At 68.5% G+C, this 22,115-nt stretch carries 17 protein-coding genes and 4 pseudogenes; 15 read left to right on the forward strand and 6 right to left on the reverse strand.

From position 1 onward, the window contains the following. Window positions 1-316: 316 nt before the first annotated feature. From ACIQTP_RS44210 to ACIQTP_RS44245, 8 genes and pseudogenes are all read left to right on the forward strand, one after another. Window positions 317-487: pseudogene (locus ACIQTP_RS44210) on the forward strand (transposase); the annotation flags it as partial. 61 nt (window positions 488-548) lie between these two features. Beyond that, complete coding sequence (locus tag ACIQTP_RS44215) at window positions 549-782, forward strand: Mu transposase domain-containing protein (protein WP_403411203.1); 234 nt, start codon at window positions 549-551, stop codon at window positions 780-782. A 139-nt stretch (window positions 783-921) separates the two neighbouring features. Then, window positions 922-1,287 carry a hypothetical protein gene (locus tag ACIQTP_RS44220; protein WP_403411206.1) on the forward strand — a complete coding sequence of 122 codons (366 nt, stop codon included), beginning with the start codon at window positions 922-924 and terminating at the stop codon, window positions 1,285-1,287. 539 nt (window positions 1,288-1,826) lie between these two features. Further along, entirely contained in the window at window positions 1,827-2,687 is an 861-nt protein-coding gene (locus ACIQTP_RS44225) for a PaaX family transcriptional regulator C-terminal domain-containing protein (RefSeq protein ID WP_403411209.1), read from the forward strand. 139 nt (window positions 2,688-2,826) lie between these two features. Further along, the gene (locus tag ACIQTP_RS44230; protein ID WP_403411212.1) at window positions 2,827-4,182 is read left to right on the forward strand and encodes an alpha/beta hydrolase; all 1,356 of its coding nucleotides are present in this window, start codon (window positions 2,827-2,829) and stop codon (window positions 4,180-4,182) included. A gap of 55 nt (window positions 4,183-4,237) precedes the next feature. After that, the gene (locus ACIQTP_RS44235) at window positions 4,238-5,827 is read left to right on the forward strand and encodes an MFS transporter (protein ID WP_403411215.1); all 1,590 of its coding nucleotides are present in this window, start codon (window positions 4,238-4,240) and stop codon (window positions 5,825-5,827) included. A 112-nt stretch (window positions 5,828-5,939) separates the two neighbouring features. After that, window positions 5,940-6,071, forward strand: a complete 132-nt coding sequence (locus tag ACIQTP_RS44240) for a hypothetical protein (protein ID WP_403411218.1) — start codon at window positions 5,940-5,942, stop codon at window positions 6,069-6,071. A 324-nt stretch (window positions 6,072-6,395) separates the two neighbouring features. After that, window positions 6,396-7,751 carry a hypothetical protein gene (locus tag ACIQTP_RS44245; protein ID WP_403411221.1) on the forward strand — a complete coding sequence of 452 codons (1,356 nt, stop codon included), beginning with the start codon at window positions 6,396-6,398 and terminating at the stop codon, window positions 7,749-7,751. Window positions 7,752-7,940: 189 nt separating this feature from the next. Here the strand turns inward: ACIQTP_RS44245 and ACIQTP_RS44250 are convergent, their stop codons facing one another. Further along, window positions 7,941-8,261 (reverse strand): hypothetical protein, encoded by a 321-nt coding sequence (locus ACIQTP_RS44250; RefSeq protein ID WP_403411224.1) that lies wholly within the window; start codon window positions 8,259-8,261, stop codon window positions 7,941-7,943. Window positions 8,262-8,486: 225 nt separating this feature from the next. Between ACIQTP_RS44250 and ACIQTP_RS44255 the strand changes: the two are divergent. Further along, window positions 8,487-9,561 (forward strand): annotated as a pseudogene (locus ACIQTP_RS44255) (IS3 family transposase). Between the two features lie 197 nt (window positions 9,562-9,758). Here ACIQTP_RS44255 and ACIQTP_RS44260 read toward each other — a convergent pair. Together ACIQTP_RS44260 and ACIQTP_RS44265 are read right to left on the reverse strand one after the other, a co-directional pair. Next, complete coding sequence (locus ACIQTP_RS44260; protein ID WP_403411227.1) at window positions 9,759-12,149, reverse strand: tetratricopeptide repeat protein; 2,391 nt, start codon at window positions 12,147-12,149, stop codon at window positions 9,759-9,761. Between the two features lie 146 nt (window positions 12,150-12,295). Then, window positions 12,296-13,612: an MFS transporter gene (locus ACIQTP_RS44265; RefSeq protein ID WP_403411230.1), complete on the reverse strand. Its 1,317-nt coding sequence runs from the start codon at window positions 13,610-13,612 to the stop codon at window positions 12,296-12,298. Between the two features lie 88 nt (window positions 13,613-13,700). On the opposite strand from ACIQTP_RS44265, the gene ACIQTP_RS44270 reads away from it, so the two are divergent. Beyond that, a complete protein-coding gene (locus ACIQTP_RS44270) occupies window positions 13,701-14,678 on the forward strand; it encodes an ArsR/SmtB family transcription factor (protein WP_403411233.1) in 978 nt (325 codons plus the stop codon). A 4-nt stretch (window positions 14,679-14,682) separates the two neighbouring features. Here ACIQTP_RS44270 and ACIQTP_RS44275 read toward each other — a convergent pair whose 3' ends face one another. Then, a complete protein-coding gene (locus ACIQTP_RS44275) occupies window positions 14,683-15,501 on the reverse strand; it encodes an IS5 family transposase (protein ID WP_403411236.1) in 819 nt (272 codons plus the stop codon). A gap of 266 nt (window positions 15,502-15,767) precedes the next feature. On the opposite strand from ACIQTP_RS44275, the gene ACIQTP_RS44280 reads away from it, so the two are divergent. Continuing rightward, window positions 15,768-16,280, forward strand: coding sequence for a hypothetical protein (locus ACIQTP_RS44280; protein WP_060899787.1), 513 nt, complete (start codon window positions 15,768-15,770; stop codon window positions 16,278-16,280). A gap of 153 nt (window positions 16,281-16,433) precedes the next feature. Continuing rightward, window positions 16,434-16,832 carry a hypothetical protein gene (locus tag ACIQTP_RS44285; RefSeq protein ID WP_402052841.1) on the forward strand — a complete coding sequence of 133 codons (399 nt, stop codon included), beginning with the start codon at window positions 16,434-16,436 and terminating at the stop codon, window positions 16,830-16,832. Between the two features lie 117 nt (window positions 16,833-16,949). Here ACIQTP_RS44285 and ACIQTP_RS44290 read toward each other — a convergent pair. Next, window positions 16,950-17,226: pseudogene (locus ACIQTP_RS44290) on the reverse strand (transposase); the annotation flags it as partial. A 17-nt stretch (window positions 17,227-17,243) separates the two neighbouring features. On the opposite strand from ACIQTP_RS44290, the gene ACIQTP_RS44295 reads away from it, so the two are divergent. The 3 genes and pseudogenes from ACIQTP_RS44295 (at window position 17,244) to ACIQTP_RS44305 (ending at window position 18,652) form a co-directional block, all read left to right on the forward strand. After that, the gene (locus ACIQTP_RS44295; RefSeq protein ID WP_403411369.1) at window positions 17,244-17,588 is read left to right on the forward strand and encodes a transposase; all 345 of its coding nucleotides are present in this window, start codon (window positions 17,244-17,246) and stop codon (window positions 17,586-17,588) included. Window positions 17,589-17,783: 195 nt separating this feature from the next. Beyond that, window positions 17,784-18,128 (forward strand): annotated as a pseudogene (locus tag ACIQTP_RS44300) (transposase); the annotation flags it as partial. Between the two features lie 74 nt (window positions 18,129-18,202). Beyond that, window positions 18,203-18,652: a PH domain-containing protein gene (locus ACIQTP_RS44305; protein ID WP_403411239.1), complete on the forward strand. Its 450-nt coding sequence runs from the start codon at window positions 18,203-18,205 to the stop codon at window positions 18,650-18,652. Window positions 18,653-18,882: 230 nt separating this feature from the next. Here ACIQTP_RS44305 and ACIQTP_RS44310 read toward each other — a convergent pair whose 3' ends face one another. Continuing rightward, window positions 18,883-21,834, reverse strand: a complete 2,952-nt coding sequence (locus tag ACIQTP_RS44310) for an FG-GAP repeat domain-containing protein (protein WP_403411242.1) — start codon at window positions 21,832-21,834, stop codon at window positions 18,883-18,885. Window positions 21,835-22,115 lie beyond the last annotated feature (281 nt).

Genomic DNA, 22,115 nt, shown 5'->3' on the forward strand with positions numbered 1-22,115 from the left:
CCACAACCCACCACCACACACAACCAGCAACCACCCCAAACCAAACCAGCTAGTCCGTATATTCACAACCCCAAAACCCCACCACCCCCCAACCCCACCCACCCAACGACCAGAACCAACCCCCCACCCAACCCCCGCCCACCCTCCCCGCAACCCACCCCCACCACCACAAACACCCCCACCCACCCGCCACCACCCCCCGCCACCCCACCCAACCGGACGACCGGATTCAACCCCCACCACCCCACACCCCCTACGCGGAAGCCAGCAGCTGGTGCCACCGGTAAGGCCGGCCAGGCGCAACCGGCGAGTGCACCTGATCGACACCAGTGACATCGACGTCTATCTCGCCCTGGACATCGGCAAAGGCGAACACCACGCCGCCGCACCGACAGCCGGGAAGAACGTCTTCAACAAGCGGCTGCCCAACACCGAGCCGAACCTCCGCGAGGTCTTCACCAAGCTCGAGGCCAAGCACAGCACCGTCCGACTGCGCGCACATCACACTCCACCAGCGCCGGATCGGCTCCCGGCCGCGGCCGCGGCCGGTGAGCGAGTACCTCACCGTCGAACGGCCAACACTGCAGCCGTTACCGGACGAACCTTTCGAGACCCGGCGGCTGTTCAGTCTGCGGGTCAACCGCTTCAGCCAGATCAATGTCCGCACCAAACGCTGCTCGCTACCGGTGCGGCTGATCGGCCGGACGGTCCGGGCGATGCCGCACGCCTCCGAGCTGGCGGTCTACGACGGACAACAGGAAATCGCCCGCATGAACGACTGATCGCCAAAAGTAGGGCCGGGCTGGATCTGGACCACTACCTGGAAGCCCTGTTCGCCATGGTCCACCACGGCTGGATCGGGCGGACCCCGCCGGCGACACCACCTCCTACCAGCTCGAACCACCTTCCAGCGGACCGTCGATGATCACAGCCGGAGCCGATGGCGCCATGTGGTTCTTCGAGATTGGCGCCGGTCAGATCGGACGGATCACGCCGGACGGAAAAATCGATGAATTCGCCCTGCCCGACCGAACGTCACATCCACACGCCACCGCCACCGCCACCGCCACCGCCACCGCCACCGCCACCGCCACCGCCACCGACGGAAACTGCCGGCTCACCGAGTGGGGAGCCAACCGCCTCGGAAGGATCACTCCCGACGGCCGCATCGACGAACACGATCTCCCCAGCTCGTCCTCGGAACCCCACGGCATCGCCCAAGGGCCGGACGGCGCAATGTGGACCGCTCTCGAGACCGGGACGATCGCACGCTTCACCACATGCTGAGACGGTGTCCCGGCACCGCCGGCAATCTCCGCGAACTCCTCAGCACGGCCCGCGGGCTCCAGCAGCGTTGCCAGTTCTCATCGGCAGCAGCGGCTCCGACACTGCCCATTCCCTGCCCGGGAGATCCTCCCTGGTGAGCATGCCCAGAACAATGACCTGATGATCGAATAGGCGCCACCTAAGCGCGTGATCGCTTCATCCATCGCACGACGTGTCAGCGATCCCTTCTGCCACCCTCCCCGCACCGACAAGCTAACTCCCGCATAGAACGGAGGATGCCCGGACCACAGTTCTCAGCGCGGCCACCTCCGCTCACGTGCAGAACACTCGTCCATCGACTGCCCGGCCAGCATCCGCCGGTTCACTTCCGCTCGTGCCGAGAGCACCACCGGCCTTACGGCTGTCTGCCGGAATGGCTCGCACCTCGCCTTCCACCTTCGCGTCCCGACCACCAACATCGGGCCATATGCCGATTGCCGTCACGGAAATGACACATTTCCTCTAGCGGGGTCAACGCACGCTCACCCCAGGCCTAGGCTGTGCCGGTGACCAGTGCCGATGTCGCCGCCGGACCCTCCGCCGAGAGCGGTCCCGAGCCGCGTACCCAGTCCCTGATGCTGACCTTCTTCGGCGCTCATGTGCTGGGGCGTCCCATCGCCGTGTCGTCGGGCAGCGTGATCGCTGCTCTCGGGAGGTTGGGCAGTACCGAGGAGGCGGTGCGGACCACCCTGAACCGGATGGTCAAACGCGAACTGCTGGAGCGTCACCGCCAGGGCCGGAAGACCTACTTCGGGCTGACGCCGCACGCCGTCCAAGTGCTAACGGACGGAAGGGACCGCATCTGGCGCACCGGCGCGGTAAACCGGGACTGGGACGGCCGGTGGACGATGGTGGGCTTCTCCCTGCCCGAAGCATGGAGCCGCGAACGGCACGATCTGCGCTCCCGCCTGATCTGGGCGGGCTTCGGCCCGCTGCAGAACGGCCTGTGGGTGGCTCCGGGGCGCGTCGACGTCCGTGAGATGGTAGCGGGTCTCGGCCTGGAACCGTATCTGCGGGTGTTCCGGGCAGAGGTGGAGTCGCCGACCGACGTCCGTGAGGTGCTGGAGCAGGCGTTCGACGTGCCGGCCATCGGTGCACGGTACCGGGCGTTCCTGGAGCGCTGGGACCGCACCGACCCGCTGCCCGTAGCGGCATCCGGCGACGAACTCGCAGGCCAGCTCCTGCTGCACACCGACTGGCTGGACCTAGTGCGACGGGACCCGCATCTGCCCGCCGAGCACCTTCCGGGGGACTGGCCCGCCGCCCAGGCGGAGACCGTCTTCCGCGGCCTGGCCAGCCGCTGGGAACGCCCGGCGGCGCGCGCGGCCGCGCGGCTGCTCGACACCCTGACGCTGAACTGATCCGTACCCGGGCCCCGCGCATCCAGACGTGGACCCGCCTGCCTCATTATTGGGCAGTCTATTGACGGCGATGAAAAATGAGCCCTAGATTCGCAGCGCTCATCCAGCTAGCTCCCCCTCGACTCGCGGAGCCGCCGCCATGCCCCGAACCCGTCTTGCGACCCTCGCCGCCGCCTGCGCAACCGCCCTCGCGACCGCCCTGCTCGGGTCGGCGACCAGCGCCCACGCCACAACAACCGCCGACCACTACTCCGGCACTCTGGCCGACGGCGCCACCTGGATCGCGGACAAACCCGAGCAGTGGAACGGCAGCCTGCTGCTGTTCAGCCACGGCTTCGGACCGACCACCGCTGCCGACGCCCCGTCGACCGCCGTACGCCAGGCCCTGCTGGACACCGGCTACGCCCTCGTCGGCTCCTCCTACGACCCGAACGGCTCGATGTGGGCGCTCGACTCGGCCGAGCGGGATCAGTTCGCCGCACTCACCGCCTTCCGCCGACAGGTGGGCACACCAACCCGGGTCATCTCGGTGGGCCAGTCCATGGGCGGCCTCATCAACGCTAAGATCGCCCGGGACGGCGCGGGACGCGTCGACGGTGCGCTCGGCCTGTGCGGCCTGGTCGCGGGTGGCGTCGATCTGGACAACTACCAGCTGGACGCCGAGTACACCCTGGCCACGTTCTTCGACCCCGCCGACGCCGACGCCCTGGTGAACCTGGACAGCCAGACCGACGCCGGCGCCCTCGCCGACCGGCTCACGAAGGCCGTGGAAACGGCGCAGCAGACCCCGGCCGGGCGGGCCCGGATCGCCCTGGCCGCCGCCTACCTCAACCTGGCCGACTGGGCTCCCGGCCGACAGCCGCCCACGCGCTACGACTTCGCGGGCCAGGAGCAGCAACAGTACGCATGGCTGGCTCAGGGCCTGCTCGGGTTCCTCGTCCCGGCGCGCTGGTCGGTTGAGCAGTCCGCCGGCGGCAACACGTCCTGGAACAAGGGCGTCGACTACGCCGGGCTGCTGCGCAAGTCCGCCCACGCCAAGCAGGTGGAGGCGCTCTACCGCGATGCCGGACTCGACTTGCGCACCGACCTCAACCGGCTCACCCACGGTGCGGACACCACAGCCGACCCAGCCGCAGTGGCTCACCTGAAGCGGACCTCAACCGCCGGACAGGGACTGGCCGTGCCACTTCTGGACATCCACACCACCGCCGACCAACTGGTGCCCGCAGAACAGGAATCGGCCCTCGCCGGGCGGGTGCGCAGGGCCGGCAACTCCGCACTCCTTCGCCAGGCCTATGTGGCACGCCAGAGCCACTGCAACTTCACAACCGCCGAAGTGGTCGCCGGTCTGCACGCCGTGGAGCACCGGCTGGAAACCGGCCACTGGAACGACTCCGCCACGGCCGCCGAACTCCAGCACAGTGCCGACGAGTTGGGGCTCGACGGCGCCGCCTTCACCGACTACCGGCCAAGCCGTCTGACCGGTACCCGCTGATCCCGAAGCCTCCTCCCCCTGTCCCCAGCTCGCGCCTCAGGAGCCCTCCGTGTCAATGACGACCGAATCCTCCGCCAGAACCGCCACCGGCCCCCGCCTGACCACGGGCACCCTGGTCGCCGGTCTCCTCGCCGTCTGCCTCGCCCAGATCGGCCTGGCCATACCGGCCACCCTCAACGGGCTGTTCCAGTCCGACCTGCACCCGGTCGGCTCCCAACTCACCTGGATCTCCGACGCGTTCCTGCTCCCGGTCGCCGTGCTGGAGCTGACCTTCGGCCTGCTCGGCGACCTCTTCGGCCGCAAGCGGCTGCTGGTCGGCGGCGCTTCACTGCTGGCCGTGGGTGAGCTGGTCAGCGCCACCGCCTCCGGCGTCCACCAGCTGTGGGCCGGACAGGCCCTGGCAGGCCTGGGCGCCGCCGCCCTGTTCCCGACCTCGCTGGCCATCCTGGCCGCCGGCACCACCTCACCCGCACAGCGGGCCCGGGTCATCGCGATGTGGGCGGCCCTGCTCTCCACCGGCGGGTTCATCGCACCGCTGCTCGGCGGCGTCACCGCCACCTACGGCTCATGGCGATGGTCCTTCGTCGTGGTCACCGCCATCGCCGCGGCGAGTGCAGCCGTCAGCGCCCTGTTCGCCGTCAACTCCAGTGCCCCCGAAGGGCGTTCACTCGACATAGCGGGGCAGCTGACCATCGGTCTCGGCCTGTTCTCTCTTCTCTACGCCATCATCCAGGGCCCGACGGACGGCTGGGCCTCGCCCTCGATCGTCATCGCCTTCGTCCTGGCGGCCGTGTTTCTCGCCGCCTTCGTCCTGGCCGAGAAGCGCGCCAAGTCCCCGCTCCTTCGCCTGGACCTGTTCCGCAACCGCGCCTTCGCGGTGGCCTCGGTCGTGGCCGTGGTGGGGATGTTCGCCTTCCTTGGCACCGCTTACTCCGTCAGTATCCGGCTCGGCCCGGTACAGGACCAGGCCCCGATGCGAACGGCCCTGGCATTTGTCCTGCTCAACGGCATCACACTGGTGATGCTGCCGCTGACCGAGCGGCTACTGAAAACTGCGGCACCGGGGCTGCTGCTGGGCGCGGGGCTGCTGCTGATCGCGGCCGGCGACTACTGGGCGGCCACGCTGCCGGTCACCGACACCGCCTTCACCTCGCTGATCCTGCCGCTCGGTCTGGTCGGCCTGGGCTTCGCGATCACCGTCTCGTCGATCACGGCAACGGCCGTCAACACCGTGCCGGTACACCTGGCGGGCATGGCGAGCGCCACCACCAACCTGCTGCGGGACTTCGGCTTCACCCTCGGCCCGGCCGTCATCGGCGCCGTGGCCCTGAGCCGCGCGGCGAGCAGCTTCTCCGACTCCCTGCACGACTCCGCCCTGCCTGTGGCGCTGAAGGGCGCGGGCACGGCCGTACTGGAAGAGGGCGGCCCACTCGCGGTGAACGGCGCCTCGGCGGCGTCACCGAAGCTGGCCGACCTGCACCCCCTCGCCCTCGACGCCCTCGGACACGGCTACTCGATCGGCTTCGTCGTCTGCGGCTCGGCCGCACTGTTCTCAGCACTGCTGGCCCTCGTCACGCTCCGCGGCCGAGCCGCTCCACGTGACTCAGCTCCGTCACAGCACGCCCCGGCACAGCACCACGGCTGAACGAAGGTACCTCTTGCCCCGACAAAGCCCTGGCCGCCCGCGTAACCCCCTCGGCCTCGCCGACACGCTGAGACACCACGGTCTGCCCGCCCGCGCAGCTCGGAACACCGCCATGATGGACTCCTTGGCCGATCTGCCGCCCGTGGTCATCGCTGACCTGCTCGGCATCCACCCCAAGACAGCCGAACGCTGGGCCACGCTCGCCGGTGAGAACTGGTCCGAATACGTGTCGTCGCTGACGTGAGCGGGCCGAGCTACAGGGCTGCTCACCCTGCGGGCGAATACGCAACTCTCGATTACCCACACTTCGCCAATGCCTCCACCCCCGGCGACGACCCGGCAAAGCTCATCCCCCACATCCCGCACGCCGTCCTCACTTTGAGACAGTCACGCGGGATTCACCCTGGCCTTGAGCTGGACATCGCTACGATGTGCTTACGGAGAAACACGTTGCGTGTCGATCCATGCGAACGATACAGGTGAGCAGCGGACAGGGCCTGGACCGTCTGCGATGGGGCGGGGCAGGTTCGAGCTGTGACTCTGCTGTGACAACAGGCAGGAGCGCAGGATGGCGACAGAAGAACAAGCAGTGCAGGAAAGCGGTGTCCTCGAGGACGGCAGCCGGGCGACACCTCCGTCACAGGAGGAAGTCGTCAAGGCGGAGGTGGCCCGAAAGGAGCTCGGCGCGCGGGGCTATGACGTCTCGGTCAAGACGTTCTGGTGGGGCTTTGAGATCCACCTCAACGCTGAGGCGGCCGCGTTGGCGGGCGACATCGCGGAACTTATCGGTGACGTGGCAGGGGAAGCGCTGCCGTCGCCGATGAACAAGATTGTTGAGGCGTACTGCAAGATCAAGGGGTTGTGGATCAAGGAGGTTGGCAGCACTTACGGCTGCAAGCTGGTCTCCCCCTGGATCGCTCCGGGCATGCTCATCCCGATCAGTCTGAAGCCCAACGAGGACACCAACCTGTGGTGGACGGTCTACGAGACCCGGGAGGAATGGAGCAAGGACGAGAAGTTCACCGCCCACCACAGTGCCTCGAATCCGGCGCTGGCCGAGCACCAGGGCAAGCTGTACTGCGCCCACCGCGGCTCCCCGTCCGACTCCAGGCTCTGGTGGACGGTCTACGACCCCGACAAGGGATGGAGCGAGGACGCTTTGTTCGGGGCGCATTCGAGCGAAGGCGGACCGGCACTGGCCTCCTTCGAGGGGCGGCTCCACTGCGTGCACCGGGGCAGCGGCAACGACAAGGATCTGTGGCACACCACCTTTGACCCGGCCACGGGAAGGTGGAGCACAGACACCCCTCTCGGCGCCCACTCCAGCTCCGTGGGACCAGCCCTGGCGGTGTTCGGCAACGAGCTTCACTGCGTCCACCGGGGCAGTGACTCGGCACACCTGTGGCACACCACCTGGACCCCATCCACGGGATGGACCCGCGACGTCAAGCTGAACGTCGGTACCTCGGCGAACCCGGCCCTGGCGGTCTACGACGGCAGGCTCCACTGCGTGTACCGCGGCAACAACACCACAGCCCTGCAGCACATCAGCTACAGCACCAGCGCCGGATGGGGTACCGAGCGCCAATTGGACGCCCATCACAGTTTGGAAGGGCCGGGCCTGGCCGTGTTCGACAGCAAGCTGTACTGCATCCACCGCGGCCACGGCGGCAACGACCAGAAACTGTGGTGGGCCACCTACACCACCAACGGCGGCTGGAGCACCGACAAGGACTTCCCCGCGCACTCCAGCGGAGCCGGCCCCGCGGTGATCGCCTACCGCGACAAGTACGGGGACAAAAACCAGCTCCTCGTCGTCCACCGCGGCTACGGCAACCGCGCCGCTGGCACCGACACCGCCGAGGACGAAGCACGCCTTGCCGCAGAACAACGCGCATGGGCCGCAGAAACGGCCACATCCTGATCTGAGCCCAGGACGATCCGGCGGAGGCTGCCCCAGGAGAGTGCCGGGCCACGGCCGGATCGCTCCTGCACGCGATAGCCGTGCGAGGGAAGGACACCGAACGGCAGTCGGGCCTATGGAACGATCTGCCGTTCTTCCCTCTCCCGCGACCCGCAGCAGCCAGGAATGTCCGGCATTGGTAAACTCTGCTCAGCCGTCGAACAGGCTGATCCGCAGCAGCTGACCGATGACATAGCGGCGGGCCGGCGCGCGGCCCTGAAGAACATAAGCACGGCGCGCACGCGATACGACGACCAGGAGCGCCTGCAGTACATCGGCCGTACCAATACCCTCCCCCGCAGTGCCAGCGCCGCGGTCGCCGGACTCCTCACCGTGGCGCGGGCCGGGCATCCGTGGACGGGATGGTCGTTCTCCGCCGCATGGGGAAGCCGGGACACCCTGGTCGAACCGGTCCTGGTCGTGGAAGTCGGCGCCGAAATCGCCCGCGGCACCGCCGGCCGATGGCGCCACCCCCGCCGACATCCCTCACGCCACGGCTCAGTGAGTCGTTGGCCCGGGACGGCTTCCACGCACCGTGCTTCGCCCCCTGTGCTTCGAGACGGCCGAGTTGTTCCCGCAGCTCGGCTTCATTCGCCTCGATGTTGAGGCTGTCCCGGGTGTCGGTGATGACTGGCCCTCCACCTTGATCGTGGGCACCTCGACACTGGATCTTGAGTCCAGGGAGAGGAGTCCCGGGTGGGGACCCACAAGTACTCGACGGAGTTCCGGGCCGACGCGGTGGCGTTGGCCCGTTCGTCGGGCCGGCCCGTCTCGCGTATCGCCGCCGAGCTGGGTGTGAACCACGAGACGCTGCGGCAGTGGATCAAGATGGCGGAGAAGGCCGAGCGGCCCGAGGCAGTTGCGGCGTCGGCGAAGGACGCGGAGATCGAAGCCTTGCGCAAGCAGGTGCGCGAGCTGGAGATGGAACGTGACATTCCGCGCCGGGCGGCCAAGTATTTTGCGGGCGAGACGAACTGGTGAGCCGCTTCGAGTTCGTTGCCGGCCACCGCGGCGCCTTCGGCGTGAAGCGACTGCGCACCGTGTTGAATTTGTCGAGGTCCGGGTTCTACCGGTGGCTGAAGACCGCCCCGGCCCGCGCCGCGAAACAGGCCGCGGACGCTGCACTCACCCGGCGCATACGCAAGGTCCACGCCACCATTCCGGACCCCGCCGCCCAGGCGGTGCCCGATCTGCCGCGGCGCAACTTCACCGCATCCGCCCCCAACCGGGCCTGGGTCGGCGACATCACCTAACTTCCCATCGCCGGCGGGAAGTTCCCGTATCTGGCCACCGTCATCGACGTGTACTCCCGTCGCCTACGGGGCTGGTCGATGGCTGATCACATGCGGGCCGAACTCGTCACCGACGCGCTCAAAGCGGCCGTCCGCACTCGCGGCGGCCGGGTGGACGACGTCATCTTCCACAGCGATCACGGGGCTCATACGGGTCTAAGGCGTTCGCCGACGCCTGCCACCGGGCCGGGATCCGCCGGTCCATGGGAGCGGTCGGCACCTCGGCGGACAACGCCGCCGCGGAGTCGTTCTTCGCCTCGCTCAAGCGGGAGATCCTGCCCGACCAGCGCAGCTGGCCGACCGAACCAGCCGCCCGGCTCGCAGTCTTCCGCTGGCTCGGCCTCTACAACCACCAGCGCAAGCACTCCACGATCGGCTACCTCACGCCGGTCGTCTTCGAGCCGAGATCAACTACGCTGGCCATCGCTGCACGACAACCGGTGTCCACGACCAAGGTGGAAGCCGACCGGTGCGGGTGATCTCGTCCTCGGCATCGGCGAGCGCTCCCACTGCCCCCAGCACCTGCCTGATCGCCGCGACCACCCGCTCATCGGACAAGTCGCTCTTGTAGGGCTTGCGGTCACTCACCCGAACAGCCCAGCATGACCAAGCCGTGCGACCGGCCTGAACCGCCGTACCCCACACGATCAGGCGACTGCAAGAAGGTCATACCGGTTCAGAACGTCCTCTGGTACTGCCCTCTGACACGCCCCGTGTCCGGGACTTCCCACCGGTCACCGTACAGACCGAGCTTGCTGCGGATCTGGTCGGCGTAGGGCTGATCGAGTTCGGTGAGGATGTCAAGGGCCTGTTGCCAAGCGTCGTGGGCTGCATCGGGGTAGTGCGCGGCATGGTGGGCGTCGCCGAAGCGATTGAGGATGTCTGCTTCTAGCGGGCGGTCGCCGAGGTCGCGGCACAGATCAAGGGCGAGTCTGTAGCACGCGACGGCTTGGGAGTGCTGACCCAGGTCGCTGTGGGCGTAGGCGATGCTGTCCCAGGCATGGGCCTGCCGTTCACGGTCGTCGAATTCTTCAAGGACAGGCAGAGCCTGTCGGCAGCAGGTCAAGGCCTGTGCATAGTCGCCAAGACGCGCGTGCGACCAGCCGATGGCGGTCAGGGTCTGGGCCTGCCCCAGCCGGTGGCCACAGGACTGGTACAAGGCGTGGGCTTGACGGGAAAGCGTAAGTGCTTCGGCAATGGCAGGAGGGCTCTGCCGAGCCTTCACTCTGGCGAGTTCGATGTACGTATCGGCCTGCCCATCCAGGTTACCGATCCGGCCGAACAGGTCGAGTGCGTGGCGTAGGTGATGCTGGGCGTCCTCATAGTTGCCATGGCGGCGGTGGGCGCGGGCGACGATATTGTGGGCGATGGCCTTCCCGAGGGGGTCGGCCAGCCGGTCGGCGGCGTCTATGGCGGTGTTGCCGAGGGCGGCAAGGTCGTGCCAGTTCCCGCGCCGATCGAGGTAGGTGGCGAGGGCGTGGGCCAGCTGCCAGGTGTGGGCGTGGAAACCGGTGGCGGCGGCGTGGCCTACGGCGCTTAGAAGCACGGCATGTTCGGTGGTGAACCAGGCCAGCGCCCGCTCGTGATCGGCGAAGTGCTCCAAGCAGACCCCCGGTTGCGTCGGGGGCAGGTTCAGCGGGTCCCGGCCCCGTTCCAACAGCAGGGCGGCGTCGTGCGCGGTATGCACATAGTGATCCAGCATCCGGTGCACTGCAGCGCGGCGCTCCTGGTCAGGGTCAATGGTGTTGGCCTGCTCATTGGCGTAGGCGCGGAGCAGGTCGTGGAGTTCGAAGCGCCCGCTGCGCTTTTGCTGGAGCAGGTGTTCGTCCAGGAGCAGTTCCAGTACCTCGGCAGCCCCGCTGGCGGTGATGCCCGCCAATGCGGCGGCCGCCGCTGCGCTGAAGTCCGGGCCGGGGTGAAGGCCAATGAGGCGGAACACCTGCTGTGCCCTGTCTGGGAGTGCCTGGTAGGACGCGTCGAACACAGGGCGTATTGCGCGGCCGCCGGCGCTGATCGCCTCCAGACGCCCGGCCTGCATCCGGTCGGCGAGTTCGGCCAGGCTCCAGGCGGGCCGGGAGCGGAGCCGGGCGGCGGTCAGCGCCAGGGCGAGTGGGAGGCGGTCGCAGTACCCGATGACGCGTGCGGCAGCTTCGGGTTCGGCGGCCACACGGTCATGTCCGGCGATCCGGGTGAGCAGGTCGAGTGCTTCGGTTTCGGTGAAAGTGCCGATCAGGTGCGGGGTGGCACTGTCGAGTCCGGCGAGACTGCGGCGGCTGGTGATGAGGACCAGGCATGTGGGCCCGGCTGGGATGAGGTCGCGGACCTGGTCCTCGGTGGCGGCGTTGTCCAGCAGCACCAAGGCACGACAATCCCGCATTCGGTCGCGGTACATCGCCGCCCGCTCGTCCCGACTCTCGGGGATATGCGGCGCGGATACTCCCAGCTGCCGCAGGAACGCCTCCAACACCGCGGACGGGTCCGCGGGCGGGAGTTCGGGGTCGAACCCGCGCAGGTTCACATGCAGCTGCACGTCGGTGAAATACCCGGCGCGTACCAGTTTGTGGGCGGCATGGATCGCGAGCTGGGTCTTGCCGACCCCGGCCATGCCCTCGACCGCGGAGATCACGACCGTGTTTGGACCGCTGCGGTCGTGATGCTGCGTCGCGGCCGCGATCAGGCGCGCGAGTTCCTCACGACGCCCGGTGAACGTCGCCAGATCCGTGGGCAGTTGACCGAAGACCCCGACTGGGCCGCCGGTCTTGGCCAGCCCGTGGACCTTGATGCATGCCTTGCGCCAGCGATCGACCGCAGGCCCGTCTGCCTCCAGCGCCCGGACGATTCCCACGACCAGGTCCAGGTCCAGGCGACTGCGTCCGGTCTTGAACACGTCCACGACCGTGGACGTCGAGACAACCCGTGCCGGTCGCATCAGCGGCCCGACCCTTTTGGCAAGCACCCGGTACGACGGCATCCCCGCCCAGGCCCGCAACTCACCCAGCAAACAGACGAACTCCGCCAGATCCGCCGCCTTGCTCGGATCCGGCATCGCGCCCCGCTGCCCACCCACGACGCCCACTCCCCCGTGAAGCCGCGCTCCTGACAAGGAGAGTCTATAAGGACTCCTAACACAATGAGCTATCGGGAATGGCTGTCTGTCAGAGAGACGTGGGGGTGGGCTGCGTGACGGCTCGTGGCCGACCCGACCTGCGACGGTTACTGCGCAGGAGAACTACACGCATGCTGTTCGGTGCTGTTCTCTGATCCCGTTGAGTAGTTCGGGACGGGGACCGGGGAGGTGGGCGGGTGCCAGGTGAGAATCCAGCCGGCGGTAAGCGCCGCCGCGCCGCCTGCCAGGGCGATTGCGCCGCCTGTTCCGATGCCTGCGGCCACCGAGCCGAAGCAGGCCGGCCCGACGCCCTGCAGCGTCATGCTGCCGGAGCCGAGCAGGCCGAAGGCCTGGCCCTGGCCATCCTGCGGCAGGGCGTCCAGGAACGGCCGTTGCAGGCCGAGACCATAGGCGAATCCGAAGCCGCAGAGCAGCAGCAGACAGGACGAGACGCCCACTCCGGGCTCGGCAGCGAAGCCGACCAGCGGCAGTCCCATCAGCGCAATCAACGGGACTACCAGTCGCTCCCGGGTGGGCGGCCGTAGCAGTCGACCCACCAGCAGGTCACCGACAAGCATGCCGACCGGCAGACAGCCCATCAGCACCGCGTACCAGCCGGGCGCGAAGTGGCGTCCTCCCGCGTAGGCGACGATCAGACCTTCCGCGCCCGCTACGAACGCGGTCGGTAGCCACTGGGCCAGCATCAGTCGTCGCACCGTGCGTCCGCGCAGCAGCCGGCCGGCACCGTGCAGGCTTGCCCGGACAGCCCCGCCATCGCCCCGAGCGCTGCCAGGTGTGCCGCCGAACTCTCCCAGCTCCAGCCGGGGTAGCCCGATGCGGACAGCGAGCGCGCAGCCGAGGTAGAGGGCGGCGCTTACCGCGAGTGCCCGGTGCGGGCCGAGTACCGCGACGGCCGCACCTCCCAGCGCCAGACCGAACAATTGCGCGCCGGAGGAGGCGATGTTGTTCAGTGAACGGCCCAGTACATAGGCGTCGCCCTCCAGCGACTGCGCGACCAGCCGACTCGACGCGCCGTGAAACACCGGTGTGGCGAGGGCGACCAGCGCCACGACACCGAGGCTTGCCGCGATCGGCATCCGCACCAGGGCGAGCAGCAGGGCGGCGGCGCACGTCAAGGCGTAGCCGCCGGTGATGAGCGCGCGGGGCGGCAGTTGGTCGGCCAGTGAGCCCAGCAGCAGCGAGCCGAACAGCTGCGGGATGAAGCCGATACCGAAGGCCAGTGCGCTCAGCAGCGCGGAGCCGGTGGCCGAGAAGACCAGCACCGAGAACGTGGTGATACGCAGCGCGTCCGCAGTGATCGCGACAGTGCGGGTTGAGAAGAGCAGCCGGAATCGTGGCTCGGCCAGCACCTCCCGGTAGGTGGCACGGTGGTTGCCCTGCGCGGGTTCGGCGGTTGGGGTCATGACGCCCAGCCTCGCCGTGCGCCCACCCCACTCACCAATGATTCGTCGCTGGACGAATCGGAACGGACGTCCCGGGTAGCATGGCCGGGTGCTGCGCTTCGAAGTCTCCGTCGAGGACCTGCTGCGCAGCCGCTTCGCACTGTCGCCCGCGCTGGACCTCTGTTTGCTGCTGCGCTCGCTCGCCGGCCAAGGCCAGCCGCTGCCGCGAGCCTGGGCCGCCAGGCTCATGCCGGCCTTTGAACGGCTTCGCCGCGAGACCGAACTGGACGCCGCCCTCGCGCTGCAGGCCCCGCACGGCGGACCGAACTTCGTCGCCCCGCCCCCGCGCGGCCTCATCCAGACCTGGGCTGACGACCTGGCCGTGATCAGGGCCACACCGCTGGAAGCGGCCCGCCACGAATTCGCCGCCACCGCGACCGGCCCGTCCGCCCGTGATCCCCGCGTACGCGCAGTGCTGGACTCGGCGGACGCCGTCTCCAGGATCGCCGAGGCGATGGACCAGGCGTGGCACGAGCTGCTCGCCGCGGACTGGCCGCAACTGCGCGCGATCTGTGAGCGCGATGTCGTGCACCGGGTGGGTGTGATCGGCGAACACGGATGGGCCGCGACCATCGAGAGCCTGCACCCGGGCGTCGCCTGGCGCGCCGGCGGTATCGAGATCGGCTTCTTCCGAGGCGGAACAGTCCGCCTCGCCGGCGACGGGCTCCTGCTGATCCCTTCGGCCATCGTCGGGCATATCGCCGCCCAACTGGAAGACCCCTGGCCCAGGACCTTGGTCTACCGTGCCCGCGGCACCGCCGCCCTGTGGGGCGAACAGGAGACCGTCCCCCAACCGGACGCGCTGACCGCTCTGGTCGGCCGGGCCCGAGCCCGGCTGCTGGTGGCGCTGGACGCCCCGGCCAGTACCAGCCACCTCGCCCGAAGCCTCGCCATGGCACCCGGCGCGGTAGGAGACCACCTCGCCATCCTGCGAGGCGCGGGGCTGCTCGTCCGCGCCCGGTCCGGACGGTCGGTGCTCTACCGGCGCACCCCGCTCGGCGAGGCACTGGTCGCCGGTTCGGGCTGAGGGCTCAGATCAGCACTGTTTTTTTGAGGCGCCGCCAGCAGATGATTGCGCAGCCGAGGGTGAGGAAGGCCTGGTGGATGTCGGCGCGGATTTCCCAGCGGATACGCAGCCGGCGGAACCAGCGCAGAAGCGCGAAGGCCGCCTCGACGACCCAACGGTTCTTGCCCAGGCCGCTCCCGTGCCCGGTGCCGCGCCGGGCAATGAGCGGGCGGATGCCCAGCTCACGGACCTGGCGGCGGTAGACGTTGTGGTCGTAACCGCGGTCGGCGTAGAGGACGTCGGGGCGCTGACGAGGATGTCCGCGCTTGCCGCGGATGCGCGGTACGGCGTGGATCAGGGGCAGGAGCCGGGTGACGTCGTTGCGGTTGCCACCGGTCACGGTGGCGGCCAGGGGTATGCCGTGGGCGTCGACAATGACGTGGTGCTTGCTGCCCGTCTTGCCCCGGTCCACTGGGGAGGGCCCGGTGGCGTCTCCGCCCTTCAGGGCCCGCAGGTGGGAGCCGTCGACGGAGGCGCGGGACAGGTCCAAGGCGTCGCCGGCTCGGAGTTCGGCGAGCAGGAGTTCGTGCAACCGCTGCCACACGTCGGCCTCCCTCCAGTCGCGCAGCCGACGCCAGCAGGTCATCCCGGAGCCGAAGCCCAGCTCCTGCGGCAGGAACTCCCACCGGATCCCCGTGTACAGCACGAACATGATCCCGCACATGGCCCTGCGCTGGTCAAGCCGCTTACGTCCGGGATAGCGGTGGCGCCGCTCCACTACCGGGAGCAGCGGTTCGATCCGCTCCCACAGCCCGTCCTCGACCTCCCACGGCTTGCGCTTCACCGCCCCAGAAGCCGTGGCACACCCCCACACCCCGCCGATACCGATACGAGGAAAACGCAAGCTGACAGACAGTCATTCTCGGTAGCTCATTGTGTTAGGAGTCCTAAGCGGGCCGTACGGATTCGTACGGGAAACGTGACTCCACTCCAGCGCCCCGGCCAGCCTGGACCTGCCACTTCCAAGGTCGGCCCAAGCGGCAGCACGAAACCAGAGGAACAACCAGCAGCTCCGGCAAGGGGTATCAACTACGAGGGGGAAACACACCCATGCTGAAACTCGGAACGGCCCGACGCACCATCGCCATGGCCGCCGCGACCCTGGCCGTCGCAGGCGGCACCATCATCGATGTCGGCGGAGCCGCACACGCCGCCCCCGCCAGCTGCACCATCATCAACATCGGCGCCCCTGGCAACATCTACGTCGGCGGCGAGTACGCCGGCCAGGTGGAGCAGCAGTACAACAGCTGCGGCAGCGCCCGCGCCCACTTCCAGTACTCCTACAGCTACTGGGTCAACCACCGCAACGACCCGCTCCCGAGCAACTGGTCAGCGAACCCCTGCCTCATGCCGCAAGGGTTCGCCAACCCTCCGTGCAACAACACCGAGACGATCCTCGGCCCGCAGGACGTCACCACCGGCTGGGTTCCGATACACAACTCCAACCCCGACACCTGGCAGGCGACGGTCAATATCTCCCTCGCCTGCGGCGTGGGCTACGGCTCGTGGCACGCCTATGCCAGTGGCGCGAACTGGGGCAATAGCAATGCGGGCCCGTGCTGATGGCGTTCAGCGAGATGACTGGAGAGCAGCCCGCGGCCTGTGGGTGAGTTGGCAAGATTGACACAGGCCGTTGACGCACAGTTGTCCGTGCCATGACTTGTCCGACGGTTGTGAACACGGATCGTTCGTCCCGTCCGAATCGAAGGGGAAGACATGCAATTCAAGCTGGGGCGCCGAGTCGCCTCCCTCGCCGCAGTGACCGCACTGACCGTCACGGGGCTGGGGCTCGCGTCGGGAAGCGCATCCGCCGCAACCGGCTCCGACTCCAACTCTGCGCACGGCGTGGAGATCACTGGCTGGCACACGTTGGACGAGAACCCGTGGGTGTCCGCCCGGCTGTGCAATTACCAGAGCTCGGCAAACAGCTTCTACTTCTGGATCAAGGACACGGCGGGCGACAACGTCACCAGCCCGGGGCACATCACCCCCGTCCTCGCGCCCGGCCAGTGCGACTACATCTCCGGCGAGGACCACGGCAGCACCCCAATCCAGGTCTACGCGAGGTCCGGAAGCTCCTGGACCTTCGGCACCGACCCGATCTCCCTCGGCTGACAGCCGCCCCGCCCCGCACCCGCTGACCGCCAGGGGTCCGGGTGTGCTGCCACCGCCGGGTGGCAGCACACCCGGACCCCTGGCTGCGTGGTTCGCCGGCCGGGGTGGCCCCGGTCCCTTCACCCCGGCCGAACGTGTCACAGAAGGTCCGGTCAGGGCAGGTATTGGCGTCCGGCCGCAGCCATGGCGAGACGTCCGCGGCCAGCACGATACGACCGTCCGCGGCCCTCGGCAACGGCATCGAGGCCAGCGCACGGCGCAGTCGGGTCACGTCGATCCGTCCCTGGTTGAGGCCGGCGTAGAGGGCGCCGTGCCCGCGGCGGCGTTCCGGCGCGAGCGCCAGGTCGACGAGCGTCCGCACCGGCCCGACCGTGCACAGCAGCGCGTCGCATAACGCTGCCCCGCGGTGCGCTGAAGCCCCGCGAGGAGGACGAACTGCTGAAAGTCCGGCTGGCGTGCCCGGACATCGCCCGGGCCTGCGACCTCGCCCGGACCTTCCACGAACTGCTCCAACACCGGCGTGGCCACCGGCTCTTGGAGTGGGTCCGCCAGACTGAGCACGACGCACCCGCCCCCATCTTGTCCTTCGCGCAGAGCCTGTGCCTCGACCTCGACGCCGCCACCGCCAGCCTCACCTTGCACTGGAGCTCGGGCATTGTCGAAGAGCACGTCAACCGCATCAAGACCATCAAGCGAGCCATGTACGGCCGAGCCTCGTTCCGCCTCCTCCGCACCCGAATCCTGCTCCGAGCATGAGCCGGAGGTTTCGCAGAATCGCGACCTGAACCCAAAATCATGACCGCCCACACACGGCATCCAGCATCTGCCGGTGGCGGTAGCCCTCCGGCTGTCCGCCCTGACCTCCAGCCAGGCCGGGACCGGCCTCGCGTCGCGCACCACCTGCCACTCCGCGACCGTCATGTCGGAGGGATACCGCCGCACCCGGTCGGGGCGGTCACCGCGTTCGAGAAGGCGTACGGGGCGAAGTTCCCCAAGGCCGTCAGGAAGATCACCGGCGAGGTCGACGAGCTGCTTGCGTTCTACGACTTCCCCGCCGAGCACTGGGTCCATCTCAGGACGACGAATCCGATCGAGTCGACCTTCTCCACCGTGAAGCTTCGGACCAAGGTCACCCGCGGCGCCGGCAGCCCGGCCGCGGCCCTCGCGATGGTCTTCAAACTCGTTGAGTCCGCCCAAGCCCGCTGGCGAGCGGTCACCGCACCGCACCTCGTCGGAGCCGGCGCCCGCTTCGAGAAGCGCCTCCTCGTCGAACGAGACGAGACCCTCGCAGCGTGATCCACCTCAACTGATCCACAGGTCTTGACAATTACTCGTTCCCGGCAGGGCTTGCGCGTGCATGATTGAGCGCTGTGGACAATACGCGTGGCACCGTGCTCGGGGTGTGGCAACTCGGTCTGTACCGCCGTGCCGCGGGCTACGCATTCGCTGGGCTTCCCGGAGTCGGGGCGGCAACAACGTGGCTAAAGCTGCTGACGCACTCGGACCTGAGCCATCTAGCCTTGGCGGGCGAGGCCACAGCCATCGCTATCGGCGCCGGCTTGTTCGGCTGGTGGGGGCTGTTGCGCGTGCGTCTCGAACTCACCACCGACGGGATCGTCACGGTCAATCCCTGGGGCACCCAGCGTCTTCCATGGTCCAGCGTCAGTGCGGTGAGCCTGAACGGCTCTGGTGCACAGTTCCACACCCCTGACGGGTTCAAGTACATCTCCTCAGCGCTGAGCGACCTGGGAGGCCTGGAGCCACAGGAAGATCGGTTCGCCGAGGTCATGGCGATAGTGCGCACGCAACTGCACAAGTGACACCCGCTTTAGGAGTTCGCTCCGACCTTGCTCCGGCTGCGGTCATCGGCTGGTGCGACGGCCGGACGGAGGCGCTGGTGTACGCCTCCGTCCGGTGGCGTTGATGTCAGCCGCGGATGTCAGAAGCCTTCTGGTCCGTAGCTCTCGCCGGATCGGTCAGTGACGGTCATTCCGGCCGCTACCGGGCCTCGCCGAGGGCATGACATGCGTCACCCAGGCACTGACGCCGGCTAAAAAATGCCCTTGTAGCCCTGCCAGCCGGTGGCGATCCTCACTCGCGCCCCGAACGACCCCTTGCCGTCGCCGTTGTTGCGGTACAGATTGCCCGCCGTGTCCCGCTCGACGAGGTCGCTCTTCCCGTCGCCGTTGATGTCGCCGACGCCGACGACGGCGTTGTACGACCCGCCCCAGTTCGAGAAGACCTTCACGCGGTCCTTCAACAGGCCCGTCCCCGTGCCGTTGTAGCGGTACAGGGTTCCGGCCTTGTCCCGCGCCAGCACATCGCCGTAGCCATCGCCGTCGAGGTCTCCCGCGCCCACGATCCTCGTGTAGCCGGTCCATGCCGTACGGATCTTCTTGCCCGCCGCAAGCGACCCGTCGCTCTGCGCGGCAAACAGGTAGATGTCACCGGTGGACTTGTTGCGGGCGAGCAAGTCGGGGCGGCTGTCGCCGGTCAGGTCACCCGGGGCGGTGAGGCTGTCGTAGGCGTTCCACCCGGTGCCGAGCGAGGTGTACGGCGTGCTCGGCTTGAGGGCCCCGCAGCCCGCGCGGTAGTCGCGCAGTTCTCCGCTCCCGAGCCGGACCAGCACGCTGTTGCACTGGTCGTCGCCGGTCCCGAACGGCACCGCGACGGCGGAGGTCGGCCAGCCGCTGGCCGAGGTCTTGCCGGAGAAGGTGCCCGTGCCCGTGCCCTGCTGGAACGTGAAGGCTCCGGAGGAGTTGAGGGTGAGCAGGTCGCCGCTGCGGTCGCGACCCACGAAGTCGTGGTACGCCGCCTGGGCGCCGGTGATCTTCACCGAACCGGACTTCACCACCTCCGGTCCCTGCCCGTCCGCAGGCCAGGCGGTGACGGTCCAGGCATAGGTGGCGTCCGGGACGCCGACGCCCGTCACGCCGGTCCAGCCGTCCCAACTCGGCGTGATCTGCCCGCGTGCCTCACCGCCAGTGAGCGTACGCACCGTCTTTCCACTCGTCCGGTTCTTGATCGTGAGCTGCCAGAAGCCGACGGGCTTCGAGATCCACCAGCGGGGCTTCCACGCGGGTCCCTCCACCGCGACGTGCGCACTCGCCGGCACCGACGAGTCCGTCACGCTGAGCGCCCCGACGGCGACGCCCGTGGGAACGACGTGCACGTTCTCGTCCGCGTCGACGTACGCGACCTGGCCACCGTACGCATCAACCGTCCAATCCGTACCGGCAGTCGTGCCGCGCGCGGTGCCCAGCACGCGGGTCGCCGGAGTCGCGGACGTGACGTCCGTGAGGGTGACCTGCCGGTCGGCGCCGACACGTACGACGAAGCCGTCGCCGAGCAGCCCGGGCGCCGAGCCGGTGGGCAGACCGCGCACCGTCCCGTCGGCGAGGTTCACCAAGAAGGCAGTGTCCTTGCCGGCGCCGCACTCCACATACACGTACCGGACGGTGGCCTGCACGGACGACGGGCTGCACGAGGTGCCCACGGACAGCGTCCGGCTCACCGTCCCGGTGCGTACGTCGGTGGCCGTGACCTTGCCCGCCCCCGCAGACTGCCACAGGGTGGCGCCCCACAGCGCCCCAGGCGCGGCCGAGGTGGTGCGCACCACGGCGCCCGAGTCGAGGTCGCGCACCACGGTCGCGGTGGCGGTGCGGTAGGCGACGTACCGTCCGGAGACACTCTCGACGGTCAGGCCGGTCAGGCCCGTGTCGATCGTCGTGCCCGGGGTCGGCTGCGTCTTGTCGACGAGGCGCAGTACGGCCTTCCCCTCGTACACGGTCTGGTAGAGGACGCGACCGTCGCCGGTCGGATACAGCGGACAGCCACTTGCCCCGCACGAGTCGGCATCGCCGAGGTTCTCCCGCGTGATGACCGAGGGTGTGCCGGACACGACCAGCTTCCGCTCGTGATAGGCCGTCACGTTGTCGACGTAGGTGTCCGCGGTGTCGAGGCGTCCCTGGAAGAGGGCGAGCGAGCTGGTGCGCGAGGGGACCCAGGGGATGTCCAGCACGGCGCTGCGCTGCAGGCCGCCGTCGGGGGACTCGGAGAGGCGGTGCACCCCGTATTCGCCGTTCAGTTCACCGCTCACGAGGAGATCCCCGTCCGGGCCAGGAAAGAGATTGTCGAAGGCCTCCCAGCCATGGTCCAAGGGTTTGGTCACGACGCCGTCGGACGACACGACGGTGACGGTCCGGCCCGGGTCCATGGTCATCCGTAGAACCCGGGAGCCGACAAGGCGGAGGACGACGCTGTACGGCGTGTACGGCTTCGGGACGCTCCATGGCGTGGCCTGCGGGTCGTCGCGCGACACGATCCGCTCGACGCCGGCCGAGGAGTCGTACCAGGCGACGGCCTGGGGTGTGACCTGCACGCTGCCCAGATAGCTCTGGGGCACGGGCAGTACGCTCATCCGGGCCGTCGACAGATCCACCAGACCGACGCCGTCACCGGTGGCCGACCGGTAGTGCACGACCACACCGTTTCCATCACCGACGTCCGGGAGGAACGACAGGCCGCAGGTCGCGCCACTGGGCACATCCGTCACCGGGCGGTCGTCCAGCGACCCGTCCGACGTGAGACGGAAGAGATGGCACTCGCCGTTCGCGACGCCGAGGACGGTGTCGCCCTGCACGGAACGGAGGGTGAAGCCCTCCGGCAGCTGGAGGGTGCGCTTGCCGCCGCCGGCCGGGTCGATCAGCACAACCCCGCTCGTGCCGGTCTGATAGGCGACCGTGTCGGCGTGGGTGTTGAAGATCCGCCCCGCGCTGCCGTCCGCCGGAAGGTCCGGCGTCGTCGACTCTCCGGTCGCGTAGTCCGTCCACCGCCATCCCTGGCCGTACGTGTGGTGCAGGAACCCGGTCCGTCCCGCGGAGTAGAGGTACTCGTACAGGACCGACTTGCCGTACGGCCCCATCACCGCCTCATCGGCCGTCGGCACCGGCTCGGCCGACGCCGGAGGACTCATCATCCCCACGACAGCCGCAGTCGCCATGACGGCCAAACCCACGCGGCGCACTACCACACGACAACACGACAGAGCACGACCAGCCAAGGTGGTCCCTCCCCGAAAGCGCGAAAGGGGAGCGCACCCGTCCGATGCCCGGGCCTCAGCGTCACATCCCCCGAAGTTAGCTGATCCTACAGACTCCTCAAAGCTTCAACGAGAGCATTTTTCGATCACCGGGAACCGGGTAGGCGGGTGGACCAGGGCGATTTGCGGCAGACGGGCTGACCACCCTGACGTCCAAAGCCGAAGGGTGCGGATCCACTCAG

The organism is Streptomyces sp. NPDC090798, from assembly GCF_044768965.1.
Classification (GTDB): Bacteria; Actinomycetota; Actinomycetes; order Streptomycetales; family Streptomycetaceae; genus Streptomyces.